28 protein-coding genes are annotated in these 24,318 nt (G+C 34.0%); 11 read left to right on the top strand and 17 right to left on the bottom strand.

The annotated features are described in order from the left end of the window. Position 1: 1 nt before the first annotated feature. The 9 genes from C3L23_RS03480 to C3L23_RS03445 form a co-directional block, all read right to left on the bottom strand. Positions 2 to 547: a YqhA family protein gene (locus C3L23_RS03480; protein WP_246831096.1), complete on the bottom strand. Its 546-nt coding sequence runs from the start codon at positions 545 to 547 to the stop codon at positions 2 to 4. After that, entirely contained in the window at positions 544 to 1,575 is a 1,032-nt protein-coding gene (locus tag C3L23_RS03475) for an aspartate-semialdehyde dehydrogenase (protein WP_127679894.1), read from the bottom strand. Before C3L23_RS03475 ends, C3L23_RS03480 begins: the two co-directional genes overlap by 4 nt. A 9-nt stretch (positions 1,576 to 1,584) precedes the next feature. After that, the gene (locus C3L23_RS03470; RefSeq protein WP_127679892.1) at positions 1,585 to 2,700 is read right to left on the bottom strand and encodes a sigma-54 dependent transcriptional regulator; all 1,116 of its coding nucleotides are present in this window, start codon (positions 2,698 to 2,700) and stop codon (positions 1,585 to 1,587) included. Next, positions 2,700 to 2,939: a hypothetical protein gene (locus tag C3L23_RS09450; RefSeq protein WP_145962126.1), complete on the bottom strand. Its 240-nt coding sequence runs from the start codon at positions 2,937 to 2,939 to the stop codon at positions 2,700 to 2,702. The genes C3L23_RS03470 and C3L23_RS09450 overlap by 1 nt, the downstream gene beginning before the upstream one ends. Positions 2,940 to 3,036: 97 nt before the next feature. After that, the gene (locus C3L23_RS03465) at positions 3,037 to 3,627 is read right to left on the bottom strand and encodes an LPP20 family lipoprotein (RefSeq protein WP_168175701.1); all 591 of its coding nucleotides are present in this window, start codon (positions 3,625 to 3,627) and stop codon (positions 3,037 to 3,039) included. Positions 3,628 to 3,673: 46 nt separating this feature from the next. Continuing rightward, positions 3,674 to 6,121 carry a DNA gyrase subunit A gene (gyrA, locus tag C3L23_RS03460; RefSeq protein WP_127679888.1) on the bottom strand — a complete coding sequence of 816 codons (2,448 nt, stop codon included), beginning with the start codon at positions 6,119 to 6,121 and terminating at the stop codon, positions 3,674 to 3,676. Between the two features lie 38 nt (positions 6,122 to 6,159). Continuing rightward, entirely contained in the window at positions 6,160 to 6,531 is a 372-nt protein-coding gene (locus C3L23_RS03455) for a ComF family protein (protein WP_246831095.1), read from the bottom strand. A 175-nt stretch (positions 6,532 to 6,706) separates the two neighbouring features. Beyond that, positions 6,707 to 6,922 carry a hypothetical protein gene (locus C3L23_RS03450; RefSeq protein WP_127679884.1) on the bottom strand — a complete coding sequence of 72 codons (216 nt, stop codon included), beginning with the start codon at positions 6,920 to 6,922 and terminating at the stop codon, positions 6,707 to 6,709. Positions 6,923 to 6,931: 9 nt separating this feature from the next. Further along, positions 6,932 to 7,465: a DUF3293 domain-containing protein gene (locus C3L23_RS03445; protein WP_246831094.1), complete on the bottom strand. Its 534-nt coding sequence runs from the start codon at positions 7,463 to 7,465 to the stop codon at positions 6,932 to 6,934. Positions 7,466 to 7,506: 41 nt separating this feature from the next. On the opposite strand from C3L23_RS03445, the gene C3L23_RS03440 reads away from it, so the two are divergent. Next, positions 7,507 to 7,947, top strand: a complete 441-nt coding sequence (locus C3L23_RS03440) for a hypothetical protein (RefSeq protein WP_127679880.1) — start codon at positions 7,507 to 7,509, stop codon at positions 7,945 to 7,947. On the opposite strand, the gene C3L23_RS03435 is transcribed toward C3L23_RS03440, so the two are convergent. The 7 genes from C3L23_RS03435 to C3L23_RS09640 form a co-directional block, all read right to left on the bottom strand. Beyond that, positions 7,937 to 9,424, bottom strand: coding sequence for a transglycosylase SLT domain-containing protein (locus C3L23_RS03435; protein ID WP_127679878.1), 1,488 nt, complete (start codon positions 9,422 to 9,424; stop codon positions 7,937 to 7,939). The genes C3L23_RS03440 and C3L23_RS03435 overlap by 11 nt on opposite strands. Next, complete coding sequence (locus C3L23_RS03430) at positions 9,421 to 9,696, bottom strand: YggT family protein (protein ID WP_127679876.1); 276 nt, start codon at positions 9,694 to 9,696, stop codon at positions 9,421 to 9,423. Before C3L23_RS03430 ends, C3L23_RS03435 begins: the two co-directional genes overlap by 4 nt. Next, positions 9,693 to 10,997 carry a glutamate--tRNA ligase gene (gene gltX / locus C3L23_RS03425; RefSeq protein WP_127679874.1) on the bottom strand — a complete coding sequence of 435 codons (1,305 nt, stop codon included), beginning with the start codon at positions 10,995 to 10,997 and terminating at the stop codon, positions 9,693 to 9,695. The genes C3L23_RS03430 and gltX overlap by 4 nt, the downstream gene beginning before the upstream one ends. Position 10,998: 1 nt before the next feature. After that, entirely contained in the window at positions 10,999 to 12,471 is a 1,473-nt protein-coding gene (locus tag C3L23_RS09710; RefSeq protein WP_127679872.1) for a methyl-accepting chemotaxis protein, read from the bottom strand. 3 nt (positions 12,472 to 12,474) lie between these two features. Then, on the bottom strand, positions 12,475 to 13,059 hold the full coding sequence (locus tag C3L23_RS03415; RefSeq protein ID WP_127679870.1) for a PAS domain-containing protein: 585 nt from the start codon (positions 13,057 to 13,059) through the stop codon (positions 12,475 to 12,477). 28 nt (positions 13,060 to 13,087) lie between these two features. After that, positions 13,088 to 13,453, bottom strand: a complete 366-nt coding sequence (locus C3L23_RS03410; protein WP_127679867.1) for a hypothetical protein — start codon at positions 13,451 to 13,453, stop codon at positions 13,088 to 13,090. Positions 13,454 to 13,623: 170 nt separating this feature from the next. Further along, positions 13,624 to 16,224 (bottom strand): ATP-dependent Clp protease ATP-binding subunit, encoded by a 2,601-nt coding sequence (locus C3L23_RS09640; RefSeq protein WP_127679865.1) that lies wholly within the window; start codon positions 16,222 to 16,224, stop codon positions 13,624 to 13,626. A gap of 209 nt (positions 16,225 to 16,433) precedes the next feature. On the opposite strand from C3L23_RS09640, the gene C3L23_RS03400 reads away from it, so the two are divergent. From C3L23_RS03400 to C3L23_RS03355, 10 genes are read left to right on the top strand one after another with little or no spacing between them, the layout of a single operon-like run. Beyond that, positions 16,434 to 17,687, top strand: a complete 1,254-nt coding sequence (locus tag C3L23_RS03400) for a S41 family peptidase (RefSeq protein WP_127679863.1) — start codon at positions 16,434 to 16,436, stop codon at positions 17,685 to 17,687. Continuing rightward, positions 17,684 to 18,391 carry a phosphoribosylaminoimidazolesuccinocarboxamide synthase gene (gene purC, locus C3L23_RS03395; protein ID WP_127679861.1) on the top strand — a complete coding sequence of 236 codons (708 nt, stop codon included), beginning with the start codon at positions 17,684 to 17,686 and terminating at the stop codon, positions 18,389 to 18,391. The genes C3L23_RS03400 and purC overlap by 4 nt, the downstream gene beginning before the upstream one ends. Then, positions 18,388 to 18,627, top strand: a complete 240-nt coding sequence (purS, locus tag C3L23_RS03390) for a phosphoribosylformylglycinamidine synthase subunit PurS (RefSeq protein WP_127679859.1) — start codon at positions 18,388 to 18,390, stop codon at positions 18,625 to 18,627. The genes purC and purS overlap by 4 nt, the downstream gene beginning before the upstream one ends. Continuing rightward, a complete protein-coding gene (gene purQ, locus C3L23_RS03385) occupies positions 18,627 to 19,295 on the top strand; it encodes a phosphoribosylformylglycinamidine synthase subunit PurQ (RefSeq protein WP_127679858.1) in 669 nt (222 codons plus the stop codon). Before purS ends, purQ begins: the two co-directional genes overlap by 1 nt. Next, on the top strand, positions 19,292 to 20,392 hold the full coding sequence (locus C3L23_RS03380) for a peptidoglycan DD-metalloendopeptidase family protein (RefSeq protein ID WP_127679856.1): 1,101 nt from the start codon (positions 19,292 to 19,294) through the stop codon (positions 20,390 to 20,392). The genes purQ and C3L23_RS03380 overlap by 4 nt, the downstream gene beginning before the upstream one ends. Further along, on the top strand, positions 20,389 to 21,360 hold the full coding sequence (locus C3L23_RS03375; protein ID WP_127679854.1) for an SH3 domain-containing protein: 972 nt from the start codon (positions 20,389 to 20,391) through the stop codon (positions 21,358 to 21,360). The genes C3L23_RS03380 and C3L23_RS03375 overlap by 4 nt, the downstream gene beginning before the upstream one ends. Further along, on the top strand, positions 21,344 to 22,039 hold the full coding sequence (locus C3L23_RS03370) for a lysophospholipid acyltransferase family protein (RefSeq protein ID WP_127679852.1): 696 nt from the start codon (positions 21,344 to 21,346) through the stop codon (positions 22,037 to 22,039). The genes C3L23_RS03375 and C3L23_RS03370 overlap by 17 nt, the downstream gene beginning before the upstream one ends. 56 nt (positions 22,040 to 22,095) lie before the next feature. Beyond that, complete coding sequence (gene crcB / locus C3L23_RS03365; RefSeq protein WP_127679850.1) at positions 22,096 to 22,482, top strand: fluoride efflux transporter CrcB; 387 nt, start codon at positions 22,096 to 22,098, stop codon at positions 22,480 to 22,482. Next, complete coding sequence (locus tag C3L23_RS03360) at positions 22,482 to 23,291, top strand: zinc-dependent peptidase (protein WP_127679848.1); 810 nt, start codon at positions 22,482 to 22,484, stop codon at positions 23,289 to 23,291. Before crcB ends, C3L23_RS03360 begins: the two co-directional genes overlap by 1 nt. A gap of 2 nt (positions 23,292 to 23,293) precedes the next feature. Then, positions 23,294 to 23,851, top strand: a complete 558-nt coding sequence (locus C3L23_RS03355; protein WP_127679846.1) for a YkgJ family cysteine cluster protein — start codon at positions 23,294 to 23,296, stop codon at positions 23,849 to 23,851. On the opposite strand, the gene C3L23_RS03350 is transcribed toward C3L23_RS03355, so the two are convergent. Then, positions 23,838 to 24,086, bottom strand: a complete 249-nt coding sequence (locus C3L23_RS03350) for a hypothetical protein (RefSeq protein WP_127679843.1) — start codon at positions 24,084 to 24,086, stop codon at positions 23,838 to 23,840. The genes C3L23_RS03355 and C3L23_RS03350 overlap by 14 nt on opposite strands. Positions 24,087 to 24,318 lie beyond the last annotated feature (232 nt).

Genomic DNA, 24,318 nt, shown 5'->3' with positions numbered 1-24,318 from the left:
CCTAATTTTCTTCCTCTGCTTCTTTTTCATGTACGGCATGCGATTTATGCATGAAGTATAATGAAAGTGCAAGAGCAAATATACCGACTGCCAAATAAAGCATATCAAGAGGTGTTTCAAAATGCATGTGAATTACTTTTTTAAAGAAAATAACAATAAGAACCATTACAATAACGTTACCGAGTTTTGATTTAAGTTCATCAAGACTGTGTACCGCTAAAATACTGTCGCCCACTTCGCTGTTATTTGCTTCGTCAATTTCACTGATAAAAAGCTCATAAATACCGAAAGCAAAAATTAAAAGAACTACTCCGATAAGATAAAGGTCTATAGCCCCGATAATTTTACCTATCAAGTTTTCATGGAAATTTTCAGGATGGGCGTTGTTTACAAAAACATTCCACGTAACAACAACCATTTTCCATATGTCCGCACTCGCAACCGCAAATAAAGATATAGCACCCAGTACCGCAAATACCACGGCTAAAATAACAATAAACCTGCTTTTCCACAAAGCCCCCTCAAATAGCGCTTCAATCAGTTTCATTTTCCTCCCTCCATTTCTATCCATTTTTTAGCAATTCTTACGGCGTTGGTAGCAGCCCCTACCCTGATCTGATCCGCAACGTTAAAGAAATGCAGAACTTTCGGATCATACAGGTCTTTTCTTATTCTACCCACATAAACATAATCCGTGTCAGTAGCTATTACAGGCATAGGATATTCGTTTTTTTCAGGGTTGTCTATTACTTTAACATCTTCAAAATTCGCAAGAACTTCTCTTGCTCTTTCCACAGAAACATCTTTTTCACAGTAAATAGTAATCGCTTCACTGTGGCTTCTTAAAATAGGCACTCTTACACAAGTAGGAGCAACCTGAATATTGCTGTGCATAATTTTGTTGGTTTCATTTACCATTTTCATTTCTTCTTTTGTAAATCCGTTATCCATAAACTTATCTATATGCGGAATTACGTTAAGTGCGATTTGATGCTGGAAAACTTCTCTTTCTTCCACTGCTTTATCCAGTTTAAAGTTAAACACTGCCCTCATCTGTTCAAACAGCTCTTCCATACCTTTTTTACCAGCTCCGCTCACCGCCTGATAAGTGGCAACGTCTACTCTTTTAATACCGAATTCCTCATGTAACGGAGCAAGGGATATTACCATTTGAATAGTCGAACAGTTCGGATTGGCTATTATTCCTGTTTTTTTCCATAAGGCTATATCTTCCGGGTTTACTTCAGGCACAACCAAAGGAACGTCCGGATTCATTCTGAAATAACTGGTATTATCAATTACAACCGCTCCCGCTTTTGCTGCGCACGGTGCGAATTTTGCACTTATACTGCCTCCTGCGCTGAAAAAAGCTATATCAATTTCTTCTTCTTCAAAAACATCACAGGTAAGCTCTTTTACTTTTATACTTTCACCTTTAAACTCAACTTCTCTTCCGACGCTTCTGGCACTTGCAAGAGGCACAAGTTTTTTAACAGGTATTTCATATTCCTCTATTACCCTTAACAGCTCTTCTCCAACCGCTCCTGTAGCTCCGGCTATTGCAACATTATACATTTACTCTCCTTATATTAAAATCAAATCTTTTTTTTCTATTACATCCGTATCGCTTAAAATAACGGCTCTTTCAATAACATTAACCAGTTCTCTTATATTTCCCGGCCATTCATACTCAAGCAGTACTTTTTTTGCTTCTTCACTTAAAGTTTTATTATCAAAATTATATTCCGCAGCGGTTTTTTTAAGAATATTTTCCGCAATTGGAATTATATCGTTTTTTCTCTCTCTCAAAGGAGGTATTTTTATAGGAATTGTATTTAGTCTGTAATACAGATCTTCTCTGAATTTGTTGTTTTTAATCATATCGTCTATATTCTGATTAGTCGCGCTTATTATTCTTACATCCAGTTTAATCGGTTTCGTACCGCCTAAACGGTAAAACTCCCTCTCCTGTAACACTCTTAAAAGTTTAGCCTGTAAATTATAAGGCATTTCACCGATTTCATCCAAAAAAAGCGTACCTCCCTGCGCAAGTTCAAACAGTCCCGGTTTACTTTGAACAGCGTCTGTAAACGCGCCTTTTTCATATCCGAAAAGTTCGCTTTCTATCAGGTTTTCCGGAATAGCGCTCATATTTACGGCTATAAATTCTCCTCTGCCGGAGCTTTTATGAATAAATTTCGCAAACTCTTCCTTTCCGACTCCGCTTTCACCGAGCAGCATTACATTAGCCGTCGTTGGAGCAACCTTTTTAGCCATTTCCAAAATTTTTTTGGTGTTTTCGTCCACAGCGATAAATTCAGGTTTAAATTCAGCTTTTTTACCTTTTGTTTTTTCTTTTACTTTTCTTTTTCTCTCAATTGCCGCAATCAGTTCTTCAATTTCAAAAGGCTTTGTTAAAAAATCTTTTACTCCCAGTCTTAAAGCTTCAATCGCTTTATTAAGCGTTGCGTTTCCCGTTATCATAATTACGTCGTATTTGCCGTTGAGCTCTTTTACGAACTCAATACCGTCCATCTTCGGCATCGTAATATCGCTGACTATTACATCTATACTCTCATCCAGCTTTTTTAAAGCGTCAAGAGCATGACGGAACTCAACCACTTCATAGCCTTCGCTTATTAAAGCAAGTGAAAGAGATTTTCTCATATTAATATCGTCTTCAACAATGGCCACTTTCATTAATTATCACCTTTTATATAAAAATACGCTGTTCCGTTTTTTATAATAATATCAAATCTGTGAGGCAAAAACACAATTTTTACCCTGTCGTTTTTATTATACTGGGCGTTTACCACCGTCTGATATTTTAAAAGCCGGTCGATAATGGTATTTTTGTATTTTTGACATATACGCAAAGGGTTATCGCCGTCTACATTAAGTTCAAAAAGGAATTTACTATTTTTATTACTGAGTGTCAAAGCTTTAGAACATTCAAGATGAGAAGAAATGATGACGGAGTTGTCAATTACCGCATTGTAAGATATAAAATAATCTGCAAAGAGAAAAAGAGGAAGACTAATTAGCGTTAATATATTTATTCCATCTCCTTACATCAAGCTTAACGCTCATAACTACTTTATAAATACCGTTTTTAAAACTTTCTTCCTGAATACATGCTCCTCTTATTAAACCGTATACGTTTGTTCTTACTTCAGAGTTTTTAAGCATTAAATCTTTAACTGTTTCACTTCCTTTTACTCTGATTCCGTACATTTTTTCAGCCAGCGCTCTGTATGCATCCGCTATTGCCGCGCGTCTAGCCATTACTTTTGCCTGAGGAACGCTCTGAGCATTTACAGGAGCTACTCCCAACCCTTCAACCTGTAACGTAACGATAGGACTTTTTTTAAGAACTGGAGTATTTTCTATAGTGGTGTCCACATTTATTGAATTAACATCTACAGTGTCGTTTTTAGCTGTTTTTTTCTCTTCGCTGTTTTTTGATTGCTGCTGTACAGGAGGAATTATATTTACCTCGTTTTTAATAACCTGCTGAGAATTAAAAGGCTTTGTTTCCGCTTTTGGCTGCTGAGCGGGCATATCGCTTGTAGTGGCTGCACATCCAAAACTCAGAAGAGCAAAAGACGCAATTAATATTTTTTTCATTTTTATACCTTTTTTATTTCCAATATCGGCAATTTTAAAAAACATTTTACTCTTCCTCGTCAAAAAGCGTGTTTTCTTCTTTTTCGCTAGGTGTTTTGGCAAGGCTTACAACTCTGTCTCCGCTGTCAAGTTTAACAACTCTCACACCCTGAGTGTTTTTACCTGTTTTACTAATACTGTCAATAGACACTCTTATCATTTTACCGCTGCTTGTAAGCACCATCAAATCATGGTCTTTTTCAGTGGCTACGACACCTACAAGATCACCGGTTTTATTTGTAAGTTTCATGGCGATTACGCCTTTTCCGCCTCTGTTTGTCAGTCTGTACAGATTTGCTTCAGTTCTTTTACCGAAACCTTTTTCGCTGAGTGTCAGAATTTCCTGATTTTCATCGTCAAGAGCAAGCGCACCTACAACCTCGTCTCCGTCTATTTTAAACCTTATACCTGTAACTCCTCTGGCAGTTCTTCCCATTTCCCTTACAGTATCCACAGGGAATCTTATAGCCATACCTTTTTTAGTAACGATAAACAGCTGTTTGTCGTTAGGTTCAACTATTTTTGCCGTTACAAGCTCATCGCCTTCATCAATAGTGATAGCTCTGACTCCGGTACTTCTGATATTTTTAAATTCGCTCAGATTCGTTCTTTTTACGATTCCGTTTTTAGTAAAGAATGCAAGTGATTTGGTTTCATCGAAATCTTCTGTTTTGATAATTGTCTGAATTTTTTCGTCTTTATCAAGATTAATAAGATTTACAATGGCTTTACCTTTACTAGTTCTGCTTCCTTCCGGAATTCTGTAAACTTTAAGCCAGTGCAGCTGACCTCTGTCTGTTATAATCATCAGAGTATCGTGTGAATTGGCTACATAAAAGTCTTCAATAAAGTCGTCTTCATATATGGTAAGGGCTTTTTTACCTTTACCGCCTCTGTTTTGTCTTTCGTAAGCTTTTAGCGGCACTCTTTTTACGTACCCTCTGTGAGTAATTGTTACAACCATCTCTTCATTAGGAATTAGATCTTCTATATCGATTGCGTCATAATCCTCTTCAATGTTTGTAAGCCTAGGAGTCGGATATTTTTTCTTAATTTCAATAAGTTCGTCTTTAATAACTCCGTTTAGGATATTTTCGTCTTTAAGTATTGAATTTAGATATTCGATTTTTTCCATAAGTTCTTTGTATTCGTTTTCTAGCTTTTCAACTTCCAAAGATGTCAGTCTTGCAAGTCTCATATCTAGTATCGCCTGAGCCTGAACGTCGCTTAATTCAAATCTGCTGATTAAATTTTCTTTTGCTTCTTTTGTGTCGTTAGATTTTTTAATTATTTCCACAACTTCGTCAATATTTGCAAGCGCAATCAGCAACCCTTCTAAAATATGGGCTCTTCTTTTTGCTTCTTCAAGTTCATAAATCGTTCTTCTGATAACTACTGTTTTTCTATGTTTGATGAATATGTCAAGAAGCTCGAAAAGATTGAAAAGTTTAGGCTGTTTGTCATAAATTCCGAGCATATTGATACCGAAGCTTACCTGCATTTGAGTGTGTTTATAAAGATTGTTCAGTATGATTTCGCTCATTGCGTCTTTTTTAAGCTCAATTACAACCCTAATTCCTTCCCTGTCGCTCTCGTCTCTTACTTCGCTGATACCCTCGACAATTTTATCTTTTACAAGGTCGCTTATTTTTTCAATCAGTTTAGCTTTGTTAACCTGGAAAGGAAGCTCGTCTATTACGATTACCTCTTTGTTTCCTTTATGTTCGATATGGTGTTTCGCTCTGATTTTAATACTTCCTCTTCCGGTTTTATAAGCTTCAATTATCCCGCTTTTACCGAAAATAGTACCGCCTGTAGGGAAATCAGGTCCTTTTACGAACTGCAGTATATCTTCAAGTGTTGCGTCTTTATTGTCAATCATATAAATAAGAGCGTCAATCAGCTCTTCAAGGTTATGAGGAGGTATATTTGTAGCCATACCTACGGCAATACCACTGCTTCCGTTAACAAGCAGATTTGGAAATCTTGCAGGCAGGACTACGGGTTCTCTTTCAGTCCCGTCGTAGTTAGGTATGAAATCCACTGTATCTTTATCAATATCTTTTAACAGCTCTTCGGCAATTTTAGTAAGTCTGGCCTCTGTATATCTCATAGCGGCCGCATTGTCACCGTCTATACTACCGAAGTTCCCCTGACCGTCAATAAGAGGCATTCTCATAGAAAACGGCTGTGCCATTCTGACAAGTGCTTCATAAACCGCACTGTCACCGTGAGGATGGTATTTACCGATAACGTCCCCTACAATTCTTGCTGATTTTTTATATGCGCTTCCGGCTGTAATACCCATTTTGTGCATAGCATAAAGAATTCTTCTGTGAACGGGCTTCAGTCCGTCTCTTACGTCCGGAAGAGCACGTCCTACTATAACGCTCATTGAATATTCTAAATAGCTTTTTGAAAGTGTATCTTCAATACTGACAGGAATTACTTGCATTAATATCCTTTATTTCTTTTTAGCAATATTATACCAAATTATTTTTTTAAATTTGCCAAAACTGCGCTTAATACAACATTTACGCCGTTTTCAAGCAGACACTCTTTCGCTTCGTTAAGCGTCAGTCCGGTTGTGGCAATATCGTCAATCAAAATCACATCGATACCTGATTTGCCTTTATAAATAAAATTTCTGGGATTTTTAAGTCTGAATTCAAGAGATTTGCCCGCATATTGTACATTGCTTGAAGAGAGCAGTGAGCGGTAAAGAGGTTTTATAAACTCCGTTTTCATTTCATGGGCCAAAACGGCCGTATGGGAAAACCCTTTTTTTGTTTTATCGTCCACGGGAATTACATAAAAGCTCTCTTTTATTTCCCCTGCTAAATATTTTAAGGAGTTTTGAGCCAAAATTTTAAAAACCCTGTTTCCGAATTTATGATATTTGTATTTAATTAAATGCTCTATAGTTTCATAGTCGTAAAAAGAAACTATATTGTCTTTTTTTCTTATTTTCGGCCGTAAATATCTTTTTTGACACTTTTTGCAAATTACATCAAACGAAAAACCGCTGCATAATATACATTTAAAAATCGTCTTCCTTTTTTTTGCCGTATTTCAGAAGAAGATAAACCGCAATAACGGCACCCAGGCTGAACAACCCCGCTCCCCCGTAAAAAACTTTGTTATTTCCGGCTGCCGTACCGCCCATAATCATTCCTATTGCTATAAACATAATAAAAGCCGCCGTAACGCCTAATATTTCCGGAAAAGTAAATTTTCTGTCTTTGTAATCCTGCATATCGCTCCTTTATTTATAATGCTTTTTATATTCGTATTTTAATATATCTTTTTCTGTTTCGCATTCCGTAACCGAAATATAATCTCCGCTGTTGTAAAATATTGAATACTGGTCAAATTTACGGGCTATTTCTATTGCGTCTTTTTTTTCTATGTCATAAATAATAAAAGACTTTTCACTGTAGTCAAACAGCTCTCCAATGCTTAAATAAGATTCATAGCCAAAAGCTTTTATTACGCTTTCAAGTTCAGTATTTCTTAAAAAATTAAGAAAATCGTTATAAATCATGCCCTTTGGATTATATGCCGTAATAATTGCGAATTTTCTTTTTAAGATCTCTCCGTTTTGAGGAAGAAACTGAAAAGAAATCCATTCTCTTCCGTCTAACGTATGAATCATAAATTTCGTATATTTCAGATAGTCTTTATATTTTTTCTTAAAATCAAGAACAATTTCGCCGTCTACCAGCAAAGCGTCTTCGGCTTCGTCGTAAACGCATTTGCCGATATAATCCCCTATTCCTATTACATTAAATCTCAACATAATCCTTTTTTTGTTATAATTTAAGCAAAAAAGGTCAATAAATGAAAAAATTTCTGCTTATATTTTTACTGTTTTTTACAGGATGCAGCATCAAAACGGCTATAAAACAAGATCCTTTATACGAAAAAACACTAACCTACACACAAAGAGGCCAAATAATAAATTCACTTGAAACAAAAGCGCTTATAGACGCCGTATATTTAAATCCTCTATATCCTGAAAAATTCACTAAGCCGACTTTTTTAATCGGAGTTTACAACGATTTTCATAACACTCTTCAAAACCAGGAGTTTAAATTAACCCTTAACAATACCGAACCGGTAAAAATCTCCAAAAAAATACCTTCTTTTATATTATATAAAAATTTTCCGTTTTACAACGAATGGATGAACTATTATATCGTAGAATTCAACCAAACACAAAAACCGTATGTTTTAGAATATAAAAGCAAAGACTGGGGAGAAGTAAAATTCACCTTTTAAGTTCTTTATGAAGTGTAATATTATTATCTCCGAATATATGTGAATATATTATAAAATTCGCAATTACTTTTTTCCCGTACTCCCTGCTTTCATCATAAGGCACAAGCTCCATACTTAAAAAAGGCTGGTATTTCCCTTTATATTTAAAATATGAAAGCACTTTGTTTTTTAAAAACCCGATTCCTCCGTTATATGCATAAGCCACCATAAGAGGATCGTGCAGCTTGGAAAAAAGCCATTTCAAATGCTTGGCTCCCAGTTTCACATTCTCAGTATAATTAAACTGTTCAAACACGTCGGAATGATAATCCCTGACCAAAAACGGCATCAGCTGCATCGTTCCCAAAGCATAGCTTCTGCTTACACTTGCAGGTATAAATCTGCTTTCCTGTCTGGCAATGGCATATACAAAAGCCTTAAAAGAGACATTTTCGTCATTATACATTTTAGGCGTAATATATATATTGTATTTATATTTAAAAGCTTTATCCAAAACAATAGCTTTTAAAGCAATACTTTTATTTGAGTCAAGCTCTTTCGCAAAAGAGAAAAGATTCTCTCTGCGTTTCAGTTCATCCCAGAATTTCAGCACATCCCAAGGATTATACTGATTGTATTTAGGTTTTTTTACAGAATTGTAAATTATTTTGTTTTTAATAAAAAACTTCTTATTAACACTTTCATACGCATATAAAGTGTAAAAATTCACTCTCGGATTTTCAAGCAGTTTTTCTTTTGCCGCTTTATTGCCCAGCTGCCACATCCAAAAATATATTTTGGAAGTTTTTCTATTTATCGTATAAAGTATTTTTTTCGCCAGCTTATCTTTACTGTTTTTTAAAGCATTAATAAAAAGCCACCATTTAACCCTGTCGTCAAAATTTTTATAATTCAGGCTCAAAAGTGATTTTTCTATTTCAGGGAGATTATTAAGCACCGCATATTTTACAAACAGATAAAAATATCTGTCTTCAAACAGTGAAAAATCCGTTATTTTCTGGTCTATTTTTTTATCAGGATAATTTATTATGAAATAATATCCCAAATCCCTGCTTTTAAATACATTGCTGAAATCATTATGCAAAAAGGCGTAAACCGCCTCTTTTTCTTTGCTAGGAGGCAGTTTATTATAAAGATACTGTAAATCTTTTTTATTAAGTTTAGACATTGTTTTAAGGGAAAGGCCGTTATTTAAAACACAAGATATATCAACATCTTTCACATATTCGGGCTTGACATTCACACACTGATATATATTTTTAAATAAAGGAGACTTTTGAGCCAAAATTTTCAGATGTTTAAAAGGTTTTTGTTTGTACATTGAATTATAGGCTTTGAATGCCAGTACCGTTGAATTTGTTTCCCTCATAAACTGAGTCAGATAGAAATCTCTTACGTAGCTTTTAGGATGGGTAAGAAGTTCTGAGAGATTTAAAGAAAAAAGAAAAAGAGGAAAAAATAAAAAAATCAGCCTCATAACGACATAATTATATTATTAATCAAAATCTGGAGAAACTGAAGAGCTAAAATAAGTATAATCGGAGCTATGTCAAACCCTCCGAACGTAGTCGGAATATAGCGTCTTATCCATCTGTAAACGGGCTCTGTAACATTCCATAAAAATCTTACAATAGGATTATAAGGATTTGGCTGCACCCAGGTAATAAGCGCGGCAATAATTACAACCCATATATAAATACTTATTAAAATGGATATAAACTGCAATATAGATATCAATAACGTATTCATCTATACTCCTTAATAATCATTTTCAGGTACGGTTTCATTATAGCATATAAATCTTTTATTTCAGGACCCTGTTTTGAACCGACCATTATCATTCTAAGAGGCATAAACAGTTTTTTACCTTTTAAACCGGTATTGTTCATAATTCTTTTCTTGAAATCGTTATAATCGTCTTCAAGTTCGCTGTTTAAAATTTCCTGTTTTAATATTTCCACTTCTTCTGTAAATTCGTTAAAGTTTTGTTTTGAAAATATATTGTCAAGTTTTTCTTTAAGCTCTTTTATAGTTGAAACTTCATCAAGATACAGTTTTGCCAACGGTTCGTACTCTTCATGGTACGCAATATAATGAGTAAGTTTTTCTATTCTTTTCATATGTTCTTTATTTATAAATCTGAGTTTCCCTAAATCGAATTTTGCCGGTGCTTTTGAAATTTTAGTAATATCAAAAAACTCTATGGCTTCTTTTAAAGTAAATATCTCGTTTTCGAAACTGTTACCTAGCAGTATCAGATAATTGGCAATCGCTTCAGGCAAAAACCCTTCTTCCAAAAGCCATTTAACAGAGCTGGCACTGTCACGCTTGCTCATTTTTTTGCCTTCTTCATTAAGAATGATTGGCAAATGTGCATATTTTATCTCTTTATCATAGCCTAACGCCTCTCTTATTGCTATCTGCTTAGGAGTATTGCTCAGATGGTCTTCTCCTCTTATTACCAGAGTAATGTCATACAGCATATCGTCAATAGAGCACGCAAAGTTATATGTAGGCGTAAAATCTTTTCTCATAATAATAAAACTGTCTATTTCAAAAGGTGAAAAATCAAATTCGCCTTTGATTAAATCGTTAAATTTTATATTGTGCTGCGGTTTTCTGAGTCTCACCACAAACGGTATCTTTTTTTCAATTTTGTTTCTTATCTCTTCACTTGAAAGACTTTCACACTTACCGCTGTATCTGTAAGGTCTTTTTTCAATTTTTGCTTTTTCCCTTTGAAAATTTATCTCTTCTTCATCACAGAAACAGACAAACGCTTTTTTAAAATCAAGCAGTTTTTTTGCCATTTCCTGATGCAAATGTAAATTTGCGGACTGGTAAACAACGTTATCGTATTCTATACCGAATAATTTTAAAATATTCAGTATTTCAACATCTTTGCCTTCTATATTTCTTTCTTTATCCGTATCTTCTATTCTTATTAAAAGTTTTTCGTTTTTCTGTTTTGCAACTATATAGTTAAAAATAGCAACTCTTAAATTACCTATATGCATATCACCTGTCGGACTCGGCGCAAATCTTAACATCTTACTCCTTAGATTTTTCAAGTAAATCCGCTACAATATTTTCTTTTGTAGCATATTCTGCTAATTTGTCTAATTCTTGGAACGTAAGTTTAGCATATTTTTCAAGCTCAAGCAGTCTTTCGTAATACCATTTTGGATTTTGTTTGGTTATACCTTCTTTTCTTACTCTTTCAAGTATTTCAATACCTATATCATGTATTAATTTATGGTATTTCATCAAATTGTTCAGATCCTTAAATCCTTTTAACATTTCTTTAATTTCAGGTTTATTGAGCCATTCGCCTAGTTTGCAGTTTTTATCCGTAATACTTAAGATTTCGTCTTCAACTTTTTCTTTCGTAATGGCAGAATATATATTTGATTTATAGATAATATGAGATATTTTAAATGTAATAAAAATAAGCTTTAATGTGTTTTTGTCTGAAATGGTACTCACTTCTGTAAGTTCTTTTTTCAGAATATCAAGCACCTGCTCAAAATTCTGAAGCGTTTCATAAGATTTGTCTCCGATTTTAACAACCTGGTTAGTGTTTTCCTCTATACCGTTAAACTGCTGCTGCAGGGTTTGTATTGTAATGGCAATTTCGTTTGTGGCTTTTTGCGTTCTTTCAGCCAAGTCTCTTACGTTGTCGGCGACAACGGCAAACCCTCTTCCGTGTTCTCCGGCTCTGGCTGCTTCAATCGCCGCGTTTAAAGCAAGCAGATTTGTCTGGTCGGCGATATCTTTAATAAGTTCCACAATATTGGAAATCGAATGAATATTTTCAGCCATCTGGGTTATTTCATTGGATGTTTCCTGAACTTTTTCGCTAAGAAGAGTAAAATCGTTTTTGCTTTCCTGCATTAAATAATATGTTTTGTCAGCCTGTGTTGTAGAAGCTTTAACTTTTGCGGTTATTTCTTTAAATGCGTTGTCTATTTCATAAATTTCATTTCCGACTCTTTCCATATTTGCGGTAACACCGCCGTCTATTTCAATAAACTTTTTAGAAAGCGCGCTTATTCTTTCAACTTTTTTTGATACTTTCAGAGATTCAATCGCCTTTTCAAATTCCAAAGCAACGTTTCTGAATTCTCCGTGAAGCCCACTTGGCATTATATATCTGTATTCGTCTCCGTTTATAATAGCCTGTATTGTGTTTTTGGATTCTCTGAGCAGATCTTCTATCTGATCAAGCATTTCATTTATATTCCAGCCTATCTGTTCTTCCAAAGTACTTTCTCCGTCCAAGAGTACTCTGCTGGAAAGTTTTCCATTGTAAGCGTCATCGACGGTTTTGCCGATTTTTTGAAAAATATTTTTATGGTCTGACTCCCTCTTTTTATTAGAGGGTAAAAAATATGCCAGTATTATAAAAACAACATATACTCCTACTGCAATATACTGCTTAAGATAAATCATATAAGCTAAAAGCAAAAAATTTGCAATTAAAATCGCAATAAATCTTAATGTTAACATTTCTTTAAATTTCATTTTTTACCCTTTTTGCAAGTTAAATACTAATTCGTGATACTTATCTACAACCGTTTCGTCATCGGCTTTTAACAGTTTCTTAAGCAGTTCATAACTGGCGCTGATTCCTCCGCTTTTTTCTGCATCTACCAATTGTTCATATATCGGTTCTATAGTTTCTATTCCTTTTCTTGACGGTTTTTTTCTAAAAGAGGTATATCCTATAATATTTCCGTTCAGATCCAAATCCGGGGTAATATAAGCCAAAACCCAGTAATATCCTCCGTCTTTTCTTAAATTTTTTACAAAACCGAAAAACTCATGTTTAGCCTGAATCAGATCCCATAAAATTTTAAAAGCGATTTTCGGCATATGAGGATGACGGATTATATTGTGATTTGCACCTATAAGCTCTTTTCTGCTCCAACCGGCCATATTCACAAATATTCTGTTACAATATGTTATGTATCCTTTTGTATCAGTTTTGGAAACGATAAAATCATTTTCGCTCATTACTTTTTCATCATTGGTAATAGTTTTAGGAGCATCAAGCTTGGAAAGCCTTTTTCCGGCTTTCAACTTCTCGTCAATCCTTGCCTGGTCAATCATTTTTTCTCCTTTTTCCTTTATTCACACCTTAAAAAGGTTTAAATAATGTTAAATAATACATGCATACAAACATAACAACACTTCCCCAGTACAGAATCTGTGAAAGAAGTTTTGAAGTATTCTTGTTTCTAAAAGCCAAATATGAAAGATAAATATTTGTAATCATTGCAAGTATATCTATGGAAAGCTTAACATGAAGCCAGTTTCCGCTTTTTGAAATACCAGGCATTGCGAGCATCAACTTCGTACCCAGATAAAGCACCAGTCCCATAAACACAATACTGATTATTGCAAGTAATTTTGAATTTTCTTTACATCCAACCGACTTAGCCAAAGACACCATAAACAAACCCCAACAAAATACTACCATCATATGCATATACAGCAGGTTCATCTCTCCCCCTCATCTGTTTTGAAAAATTATATAAACAAATATTCATTTTGTCAAATAATTGTCGTATCAATATATTCTACAGACACATTTATGACACAAATAAAGCTAAAATTAAATAATAATTAGTGTCTGTCACTTTTAATAAACAAATAAAGTAAGCAAGAGCCCTTTTATCTAGGATCTCTTGCAACTTCCTGATCGTTAACTTTAATGATGATACTGTTATCATCCGCGTCGAATTCAACTCTGTCGCCTTCTTTAACTTTTCCTTCAAGGATAAGTTCGGCAAGTCTGTCTTCGATAATTTCGGCAAGCGCTCTTTTAAGAGGTCTTGCACCGAAAATCGGATCGAATCCAACCTCAGCGATAACTTCTTTAACTCTGTCTGTAAGAGTAAGTTCGATTTCTCTTTCACTGAGTCTTTTTGTAATTTTTCTAAGCAATATGTCAACGATTTCTTTAACCTGCTCTTTGCCAAGCGGGTTAAATACCACTACATCGTCAAGTCTGTTTAAGAATTCCGGTTTCATTCTTCTTTTAAGTTCAGCCCAAACTGCTTCTTTTCTTGCTTCCGGATCTTTAATTTCCATAATAATATCACTTGCGATGTTACTTGTTAAGATAATAATTGTGTTTTTAAAGTCTACTGTCACACCTTTATTATCTGTAAGTCTACCGTCGTCAAGCACCTGTAACAGGATGTTGAATACATCCGGATGCGCTTTTTCGATTTCATCGAACAGAATTACGCTGTACGGTCTTCTTCTTACAGCTTCTGTAAGCTGTCCGCCTTCTTCGTATCCTACGTAACCAGGCGCAGCACCGATTAGTTTAGATACACTTATTTTATCCATATATTCAGACATATCAAATCTGATCATCGCTTTTTCATCATCAAACAAGAATCTTGCCAACGTTTTAGCTGTTTCTGTTTTACCTACCCCTGTAGGTCCTAGGAACATAAAGCTTCCGATTGGTCTATTTGGATCACCAAGTCCGGCTTTATTTCTTTTGATCGCTCTTGCTACCGCTTTTATGGCTTCATCCTGTCCGACTACCCATTTTTTGAGCTCGTCTTCAATATGTAATATTTTTTCAAGCTCGCTTTGCAACATTTTATTTACAGGAATACCTGTCCATTTGCTTACTACGTCTGCTACCGCTTCTTCGTCAACAGCGTTTTTAAGAAGCGTACCTTCTTTTAACATTTCGTCCCATTTTTTCTCAAGCTCTTCTAATTTTTTGGTAAGTTCTACAACTTTTCCGTATTCAATTTCTGCCGCTTTTTGGAAGTTACCTTCTCTTTTAGCGATATCTGCCTGAACTTTTAGCTCTTCAATCTGCTGTTTAATTTCGGCTATTTCTTTAAGAACTCTTTTTTCTTCTTCGAATTTAGCTTCAAGTCTTCTTTTTTCTTCTTCAAGATTAGCGAGTTCTTTTTCAATTTCAGCAAGTCTTTTTTTAGACTTATCGCTCTCACCTTCCATCTGAAGAGCCTCTTTTTCAACCATCAGCTGTTCGATTTCTCTTTTAATTTTTGCAAGCTCGAACGGTTCGCTTTCGATTTGCATTTTGATTTCAGCCGCAGCTTCGTCAATTGCGTCGATTGCTTTATCCGGCAGGAATCTGTCACTGATATATCTGTCAGTCAGTTTTGCCGCAGCTACAATCGCTTCATCTTTAATAATAACGTTATGATGCGCTTCTAGTCTTTCTTTTAGACCTCTTAAGATTCTGATTGCTTCATTTACGCTTGGCTCGTTTACCATTACAGGCTGGAATCTTCTTTGAAGAGCCGCGTCTTTTTCAAAATATTTTCTGTATTCTTTAAGTGTTGTCGCACCGATTGTTCTGAGTTCTCCCCTTGCAAGTGCAGGTTTTAATATGTTGGCAGCGTCCATACTTCCCTCGCTGGCACCTGCACCGACGATTGTGTGAATTTCGTCTATAAATAATATAATGTTAGGATTTTGTTTTACTTCATCCACAACGGCTTTTAGTCTGTCTTCAAACTCACCTCTGTATTTAGCACCCGCAATAAGTGCTGTCATATCAAGAGCTACTATCTGTTTGTTTTGAAGACTTGTCGGTACTTCTTTTTTAACTATTCTTTGAGCAAGCCCCTCTACAAGCGCTGTTTTACCAACCCCAGGCTCACCAAGTAAAATCGGATTGTTTTTAGTTTTTCTGATAAGAATCTGCATCATTCTGTTGATTTCTTCGTCTCTTCCGATTACAGGGTCAAGTTTACCTTCTCTCGCTTTTGCAGTAAGGTCGATTCCGTATTTATTTAATGCGTCAAGTGTTTCATCCGCACTTTTGCTTTCAATCTTTTTATCACCTCTTATTGCTTCAAGAGTTTTTTTAAGTTCGAATAAATCTACAAATTTTCCTAGAGTGTCTTTAAATCTCTCAAGGTTTGCAATAAGCCATGTATCAACCGCTACATACTGATCTCCGAGTTTAGTAGCAAGACCTTCGGCTTTTTGCAGACTTTCAATTAATTCCCTTCCTATTTTAATTGATTCTTTTGTGATATTGTCAACTTTTGGAAGTCTGTCTACCGCGCTTTTAAGTTCAAGCTCAATAGCAACTTTGTCAACTCCCATTTTGTTTAAAGCCTGGTTTAATACCGTATTTGTATTAGTCACAAGCCCCCATACTATATGTAAAGGATGTACTTCCGGGTTTTTGTTGTGTAATGCCAGACTTAAACCTGATTCAAGTGCTTCCATCATTTGATTTGTTAATTTTTCAAATATTCTATCCATATTCTCCTCCTTAAAAGTTTTAGTTGATGTAATTATACAACTTTAGTCAGTTTATGTCAAGGTTTTTAATTAAAAAAATTCAATTTATATAAAAATAATGAAAAATAATCTTTAATTAACATATTAATAATATATATTTAAACATTATACCTAAAACTTGATTTTAACTGCCCAATATAATAGAATTTCAAAAACTCCAAGGAGCCGTTTTGAAAAAACTAATTTTAGCAGCACTTTTTATTGTATCGCTATTCGCTGAAAACCAGCAGACTAGACTGGCTGCATATGAAAAATTCGTAAAAGTCGTCAATATGATCGAAGCTTATTACGTAGACGACATTAATACGACAACTATAATAAATAAAGCGCTTAAAGGACTTCTTCCGAATTTAGACGCGCATTCAAGCTACCTGGACAAGAAAGCATATAAAGAATTAAAAGTTCAGACATCAGGTGAGTTCGGAGGACTCGGTGTAGTAATCGGAATGAAAAACGGTGTACTTACAGTAATTTCTCCGATAGACGACACTCCTGCTTATAAAGCCGGAATCAAAGCCGGTGACATTATTTTAAAAATCAACAATCACGCCACAATCGATATGACGCTTGACGAAGCGGTAAATCTGATGAGAGGCAAACCCGGGACAAAAGTTACTCTTACCATCGTAAGAAAAGGGAAAAAACCTTTTGAAGTCACGATTACAAGAGGAATTATAAAAATCAAATCCGTTAAAGCAAAAGATTTACAGCATTACCCTGATATAGAATATATAAGAATTTCTTCGTTTGACAAAAATGTAGTGCCTAGTCTTAAAAAAGTACTCGCAAACCTTAAAAAACAAGGTAAAAAAGGAATCATAATAGATTTGAGAAACAATCCGGGAGGACTGTTAAATCAGGCTACAGGTACACTTGATCTGTTTATATCCCACGGTATATTAGTATCGCAAAAAGGAAGAGTTCCTAGCGAAAACGAAGTATATTACGCACACAGCGCGGGAACATATAAAAACATTCCGATAGTAGTGCTTGTAAACGGAGGAACGGCAAGTGCGGCAGAAATCGTAAGCGGAGGTCTTCAGGATCACAGACGCGCCGTAATAGTAGGCGAAAAGACATTCGGTAAAGGAAGCGTTCAGGCAATTCTTCCTGTAAACAAAGATGAAGCATTAAGACTTACGGTAGCCAGATATTACCTGCCAAGCGGCAGAACAATTCAGGCCAAAGGTGTAACTCCGGATATTATCGTACATCCAGGGAAAGTGGAAGAAGAAAACTTAACTGAAGATTTAATTAAAGAAGCAAATTTAAAAGCGCATTTAAAAGCGGAATTAAATAAAATAGACCATAAGAAAAAAACCAAAAAAGAAGATAAAAACATTAAAAAAATAGACGGCGACTTACAACTGCTCACAGGCGCAAATATTTTAAAAGCTTTAATAATAAGTAAAGGAGAAAAATGAAACTGTTATACGAAGGAAAAGCAAAAAGAATTTATGAAACAGACAAACCCAATGAGGTAATATGCGAATATAAAAATTCTTTAACTGCTTTTAACGGTGAAAAAGCCGATGAAGAAGAAGGAAAAGGAGCGCTGAACTGTGCAATTACCACTTTAATTTTTGAAGCATTGGAAAAAGAAGGAATTCCTACACACTTAATCAAACAGATTGACGACACTAAACAGCTTGTCAAAAAAGTCGATATCATATTAATAGAAGTGGTTGTAAGAAACATTGTAGCGGGAAGTCTTGCCAAAAGACTGGGAATTAAAGAAGGAACAAAACTGCCGTTCACCATAGTTGAGTTTTATTATAAAAACGACGATTTAAACGATCCTTTAATAAATGACGATCATGCAATGGTTTTAGGACTTGTAAAAGACAGAAAAGAACTTGATTTATTAAGGGAATACGGATTAAAAGTAAACGATTTTCTAACTAAGTTTTTTGACAAAGTAGGCCTAACTTTGGTAGACTTTAAAATAGAATTCGGCAGAGACGAAAACGGAAACATTATTTTAGCCGATGAAATCACCCCAGATTCTTGCAGATTATGGGACAAAGAAACAGGAAAAAAACTTGATAAAGATTTATTCAGATTTAATTTAGGAAATATAAAAGAAGCATATACTGAAGTATTAAACAGATTAAAGGATGTAAAATGATAGTTGCTGTTAACGTACATTTGAAAAAAGGCGTGCTTGACCCTCAGGGAAAAGCTGTACACCATGCACTTGAAACGTTGGGCTTTAAAGACGTTAAAGGCGTAAGAGTCGGAAAACAGATTTTACTTGACATAGATACTGAAGATAAAGAAAAAGCAGTTGAAATAGCTAAAGAAGCCGCTGCGGAACTGTTGGCAAACCCTGTTATTGAAAACTTTGAAATTGAGGTAAAATAATGAAAGTAACGGTTATTGTTTTTCCCGGAACTAACTGCGACAGAGACACTAAATGGGCATTTGAAAAAATAGGTGCCGACGTGGAATTCGTATGGCATAACGAACATGATTTGAAAAATCCTGATTTGGTTGTTCTTCCGGGAGGGTTTAGTTACGGAGATTATTTAAGAAGCGGTGCAATTGCAAGATTTTCACCGATTATGCAGGAAGTTAAAGAATTCGCCAATAAAGGCGGATATGTACTAGGAATCTGTAACGGATTCCAGATTCTGCTTGAATCGCACCTTCTTCCCGGAGGTATGACGAGAAATGAAAATCTTCATTTTATATCAAAATTCCATCATTTAAAAGTTGTCGACAATAACAATAAATTTTTACAAAATCTAAATGCAGGGGATATCGTAAACATACCTATAGCACATGCCGAAGGAAATTATAAAGTTGACGAAGAAACACTTAAAAAAATGTACGATAACGGACAGGTAATCTTAAAATACTGCGATGCTGACGGTAACGAATTAAACCCTAACGGAAGTATAGACGCAATCGCCGGCATATGCAATGAAAATAAAAACGTATTCGGACTAATGCCTCACCCTGAAAGAGCAATGGAAAGTCTTTTAGGAGGAAGCGACGGAATTAAAATGATAGAAGGATTTATTAAGTGAAAAAATTTTTAATTTATCTTTTGATTCCTGTTTTTGTTCTGGCATACAAGGTTGATATACATAAATGGGGCAGTAAAGACACCTTTTACGGTTTTTTAAAACAAAACTCTCTGCCGTTAAGTATATATTACAACCTTCCGCCTAAAATCAAAAGATACGTACGCGCTATTCCAAAGGGCGAAAGCGTTTTTATTTTAAGAGACAACAACATTATCAAGCAGGCGCTTATACCTATAAACTCTAAACAACAGCTTCAGATTATTAAAACGGACAAAGGATATGTCACTAAAATAGTCCCGATAATATACGAAACCGTTCAAAAAGAAGCAAGTGCCACAATTAACAATTATCTGAGCTACGATATATACAAAGCGACAAAACTAAAAAGTCTTTCATCAAAACTTATTAACATATTCTCAGACAGAATTAATTTCAGAGCTATTCCGAAAAATACAAAAGTTGATATTGTTTATCAGGAAAAAATAAAATTCGGAGAAGTAAAAGACGTTAAAATACTATACGCAAAAATATCAAACAGACACTATCAGGTTGACGCATTTTTAAATCCTTATGACGGAAGATATTATGACTCTAAAGGAAGAAGTTTAAAAGGAATGTTTTTAGCCGCACCTTTAAGATACAAACGTATTTCTTCAAGATTCGGAATGAGATTTCATCCTATTTTGCACAAATGGAGAATGCACGACGGAATTGACTACGTTAACAGAATCGGCACTCCTATCCATTCGGTAGCAGACGGAAAAATTATATATAAAGGGTGGATTAGAGGTTACGGAAGAGCCGTAGAGATAAAACACAAAGACGGCTATATGACACTTTATGCGCATCTTCACGGATGGCCAAAAGGTATATATGTAGGAAAATGGGTAAAACAGGGACAGGTAATAGGCTATCTTGGAAACAGCGGACTTTCAACTGGCCCTCATTTGCATTTCGGAGTTATGCATTACGGAAAGTGGATTAACCCTCTTAAACTTAAGCATTCGGTAAAAGTAACTCTTTACGGCAAAAAAAGAAAACAATTTTTAGCTTACATTAAAAATTTTACAAAAGAGAATAATATAGCCCTCAAATGAGATATTTAATTATTACTCTTTTAACTTCTTTTATTTTTGCTTCAAATTTAATAATACAATATCCTAATCTAAAAAAAGAATATTATGAAAATCAGATAATAAATCTGGACGTTAAAGTCATCACGCCAAAAGAAATGAATCTTACTTTTATCCCTCCCTTAGGATCAGATATTAACATAACAAAAACTAACAAGTTTATTTATAACGTTCACTTAAAATACAAAAACGACAATGAAATAAAAAATTTTTTTATTATAGGCAAAAACACTTATAAACAGATTACGTTAAGCGACCTGTATAAAAGCGTACCTCTTACTAAAGTTAAAAATTTTTGCAATGTACTGGCAGACAAATTAAACATCAGCAACCCTATTTCAAGCGAATATGATAAAAATCACAATATGGTTTCTTTTACAATTAATGCAAAAAACGCAAACCTTAAAGATTTTACGCTACATCTTAAAGATGAAAATCTTACTCTTGTATCGGCAAACAAAGCTACATATTTCGGTCTGGTAGGAAAAGATAAAAAAAAGATAATTTTCTATTACTTTAACACCCAAAACGATAATTTTCAAAAAATTTCTATTCCGATTAATATAAAAGAACAGACAATAAGCACACAAACAGATCTAAACCCTGAAGAAAACACTATATTTACGCCTGTAAACATTCTTATACTTTCATTTATCGCCTTTTTAATTATAGTATTTCTTGTTTATCAGAAAATATGGCTTTTAATTCCTCCTATTTTGCTATCTGCATTGCTAATTTATATGAATCTCCCTAAAGGAGAAGCGTTTTTGGCAAGAGGAACAAAAATATACATATTGCCTACAATAAACTCTACAGTGTTTTATATTGCTCCGATAGGAACAAAAGTTGAAATATTAAAAAAAGAAAAACATTACACAAAAGTCAAAATAAACAATAAAATAGGATGGGTGAAAAATGAAGATATTAAATAGCATAATCAGTTTTATAAAATTAGCCGCAGGTGCGGTATGTGTATTTTTTACCGGTCTTTTATGCGGTATAAACCCAAAAAACGAGCTAAAATACCGAAAAGGCTGCGCAAAATTTCTCACATCGCTTGTAGCTAATGACATAATAATAGAAGGAGAGGTTGACAAAAACGCTAATCTGCTTATCGGAAACCACACTAACAATCTGGATATTGCCTTAATGGAAACGGTCATTCCCGAAAAGCTGATATGGGTTGCAAAAAAAGAACTGGGAGAAATACCCGTTATTAAATACATGGTAACAAAAACTGACATGATACTGGTTGACAGAAGCAACAAAAGATCGGTCCTGACAATGATGAAAGAAATAAAAGAAAGAACAAACAGAGGTTTTAAAGTTGTGCTTTTTCCGGAAGGTACAAGAAACCAAAAAAATCCTGCAAAAATGATTAATTGGAAAAACGGTACAAAAGCGGTTGCCGAAAAATTAAACTTAAAGGTTCAGCCTTTTGTAATTATAAACCTTCCTTATGCGTTTAAGAAACATCCGTTCAGAATTGAAAAACAGACTTTAAAAGTAATTTTTCTGCCTTCATTTAATCCTAAGGAAAACCCTGACTGGTTTGAAGAGACAAAAGCAAAAATGCAAAATATTTTAGATAAAGAATATCAAAAGCTTTAATAATAATTTAAGTTTAAAATTATAAGATTATATTAATTTAATTATAAAGGAAAGTTATGAAATTCGATACTATGATTGCTATAGGTATAGGCGGATTTATAGGTGCGATTTTGAGAGCTTATACCGCAGGACTTGTTAATAATGCCATTAAACACGATATACCTTTCGGTACTTTAAGCGTTAATCTTATCGGTAGTCTGTTATTAGGAATTTTTATAGGAGCCATTCAGTACGGTGGAATTCAAAACCCTTATTTAAAATCACTTCTTACCACAGGAATGATGGGCGCATTTACCACATTTTCAACATTTGCCGTTGAAAGCTTTTTCTTATTTAGAAACGCTTTATATATTCAGGCGTTATCATATGTTTTATTAAATGTAATAGGATGTATTATTTTAGCGGGAGCCGGTTTTAAAGCTGTTGAAGCCATATTGAGATAATGGATAATTTTAAAACATTTTTAATTGTTTTATGGATTGCTTTTTTTATATTTATCCTGATTCAGCTGTTAATAGAAATTAAATACAGAATATGGATACGGTCTTTAAAAAAGACCCCTCCCCCTCCTTTATTAATAAAAACTATTGCAAACTTTCCTCAGTATAAAAATCTAAACAATCACCAAAAAAATATCCTTCACTATAAAATTCTAAGATTTTGTAAAGAAAAACAGTTCATAGGCGTTAAATTAAAAATTACAGACGAAATAAAATACACTATAAGCTTTTTTGCATGTATTCCGACTATATCCTTTAAAGATTTTTGTTATCCGATGCTTCAATACATATATGTATATCCGCATACAATGATACTTAACCAAAAATCGATAATAAACGATATAGCATCACATGAAACCGTACTGATCAGCGGAGAAGCTGTGGGTGAAGCGGTTGTAATAGCCTGGGATGAGTTAAAAAAAGAAATTAAAACCAACAAAAGAAATGTCGTTATTCATGAATTTGCGCATGAGCTGGATTTTGAAGAAGGCGCCGTAAACGGAATACCTCCTTTGGAAAAAGAACAGTTTGGCGAGTGGAGCAAAATAATGTACGGTGAATATAAAAAATTCAAAAAAAGACTTTCATTAAACAGATTTTTAGGGAAATATTCGTTAATTGACAAATATGCAGCTACAAATCCTGCAGAATTTTTTGCAGTAATGAGCGAATATTATTTTTCTAAACCGGATATTTTAAAAAAGCATTTTCCGGATATCCACAAAGAATTAAAAAAATTTTACAAAGTATAAATATGTTTGTAGATATAAGACATCTGGAACTGCTTAAATTCAAAGGATGCAAAGAATGTACCGAATGCTGTAAAAAACCTCTGGCACCTTTAATACTTGAAGATTTCAAAAAAGTTTATAATTATTTTCCTATTTTAATAGCTAAACTTGATTATTTAAGACCGGTAATGCTGCTCAGTAACGAAATATCCTGCCCATATTTAAATAACGGCAAATGTACAATATACGAAAACAGACCTCCTGCTTGTAAAATATATCCCTACTCGCCTTGGTATGATAAAATATTATTAGATTTAAGCTGCAGCGGCGTCGGGTGTGAAGGCGAATATCTGCCTTTAAACAAAAAAGAGTTTTATAATTCCTCATTTTATGAAGAAAGATTTGAAAAAATAAATAAAAAAATAGAAGCAACGCATAAATGGCTCTCAACCCAAAAACTGATATTTTTGACATCATATAAAAATATCGAGTTTTTTACTTTAGAAAAAAATAACGACAAATACAATCTTTATCATATTAATTCGTTAAAACATTTACATAATTATTTTAAAACAGATTAATATTGTTTTCTCTCAAATTATAAAATTCTTCATTAAGCAAATAATAAAGCCTTTCTTTATTTTCTTCAATACTTTCTGTTATATCTATAATCATATTAATATTATATCTCTCAATATATTTTTTTAAATCTTCCAAGTTGTTTATACTCAATGCCTCTATTGCTTTTTGTTTAAAATTTAAATCAATACCTTCATGTTTTAAATTTTTAATTAGTATTTTTTCTTCAGGCATCATACAGCATTCCTATAAAAATATATTTCTCTTACTTAAATTATATCAGTACGGAGACAATAAATAAACAAATAAAGAAAAATTAACTTAATTTAATTTAATAATTGTAAAATTACTGTAAAGAAAAGATGAATTAATATAAAACTTTAAGTGACAGACACTAAACATTGAGAAGCATTAAATGGCGGAGCCGACGGGAAATTTCTCAAACATTGAATTTATGGTGTTTTTCGTT

The sequence above is a fragment of the Nautilia sp. PV-1 genome (genome assembly GCF_004006315.1).
In the GTDB taxonomy this organism is placed as follows: Bacteria; Campylobacterota; Campylobacteria; order Campylobacterales; family Nautiliaceae; genus Nautilia; species Nautilia profundicola_A.
The sequence above is the reverse complement of the archived record's forward strand: the minus strand, read 5'-3'. Positions and strand labels throughout refer to the sequence as shown.

Coding starts and splice junctions, on each gene's coding strand:
- C3L23_RS03480 (WP_246831096.1), bottom strand. CDS start 547: ATGAAACTGATTGAAGCGCTATTTGAGGGGGCTTTGTGGAAAAGCAGG.
- C3L23_RS03475 (WP_127679894.1), bottom strand. CDS start 1,575: ATGTATAATGTTGCAATAGCCGGAGCTACAGGAGCGGTTGGAGAAGAG.
- C3L23_RS03470 (WP_127679892.1), bottom strand. CDS start 2,700: ATGAAAGTGGCCATTGTTGAAGACGATATTAATATGAGAAAATCTCTT.
- C3L23_RS03465 (WP_168175701.1), bottom strand. CDS start 3,627: ATGAAAAAAATATTAATTGCGTCTTTTGCTCTTCTGAGTTTTGGATGT.
- gyrA (WP_127679888.1), bottom strand. CDS start 6,121: ATGCAAGTAATTCCTGTCAGTATTGAAGATACACTTTCAAAAAGCTAT.
- C3L23_RS03450 (WP_127679884.1), bottom strand. CDS start 6,922: ATGCAGGATTACAAAGACAGAAAATTTACTTTTCCGGAAATATTAGGC.
- C3L23_RS03445 (WP_246831094.1), bottom strand. CDS start 7,465: ATGTTGAGATTTAATGTAATAGGAATAGGGGATTATATCGGCAAATGC.
- C3L23_RS03440 (WP_127679880.1), top strand. CDS start 7,507: ATGAAAAAATTTCTGCTTATATTTTTACTGTTTTTTACAGGATGCAGC.
- C3L23_RS03435 (WP_127679878.1), bottom strand. CDS start 9,424: ATGAGGCTGATTTTTTTATTTTTTCCTCTTTTTCTTTTTTCTTTAAAT.
- C3L23_RS03430 (WP_127679876.1), bottom strand. CDS start 9,696: ATGAATACGTTATTGATATCTATATTGCAGTTTATATCCATTTTAATA.
- gltX (WP_127679874.1), bottom strand. CDS start 10,997: ATGTTAAGATTTGCGCCGAGTCCGACAGGTGATATGCATATAGGTAAT.
- C3L23_RS09710 (WP_127679872.1), bottom strand. CDS start 12,471: ATGAAATTTAAAGAAATGTTAACATTAAGATTTATTGCGATTTTAATT.
- C3L23_RS03415 (WP_127679870.1), bottom strand. CDS start 13,059: ATGATTGACCAGGCAAGGATTGACGAGAAGTTGAAAGCCGGAAAAAGG.
- C3L23_RS03410 (WP_127679867.1), bottom strand. CDS start 13,453: ATGAACCTGCTGTATATGCATATGATGGTAGTATTTTGTTGGGGTTTG.
- C3L23_RS09640 (WP_127679865.1), bottom strand. CDS start 16,224: ATGGATAGAATATTTGAAAAATTAACAAATCAAATGATGGAAGCACTT.
- purC (WP_127679861.1), top strand. CDS start 17,684: ATGAAACTGTTATACGAAGGAAAAGCAAAAAGAATTTATGAAACAGAC.
- purS (WP_127679859.1), top strand. CDS start 18,388: ATGATAGTTGCTGTTAACGTACATTTGAAAAAAGGCGTGCTTGACCCT.
- purQ (WP_127679858.1), top strand. CDS start 18,627: ATGAAAGTAACGGTTATTGTTTTTCCCGGAACTAACTGCGACAGAGAC.
- C3L23_RS03375 (WP_127679854.1), top strand. CDS start 20,389: ATGAGATATTTAATTATTACTCTTTTAACTTCTTTTATTTTTGCTTCA.
- C3L23_RS03370 (WP_127679852.1), top strand. CDS start 21,344: ATGAAGATATTAAATAGCATAATCAGTTTTATAAAATTAGCCGCAGGT.
- crcB (WP_127679850.1), top strand. CDS start 22,096: ATGAAATTCGATACTATGATTGCTATAGGTATAGGCGGATTTATAGGT.
- C3L23_RS03360 (WP_127679848.1), top strand. CDS start 22,482: ATGGATAATTTTAAAACATTTTTAATTGTTTTATGGATTGCTTTTTTT.
- C3L23_RS03355 (WP_127679846.1), top strand. CDS start 23,294: ATGTTTGTAGATATAAGACATCTGGAACTGCTTAAATTCAAAGGATGC.
- C3L23_RS03350 (WP_127679843.1), bottom strand. CDS start 24,086: ATGATGCCTGAAGAAAAAATACTAATTAAAAATTTAAAACATGAAGGT.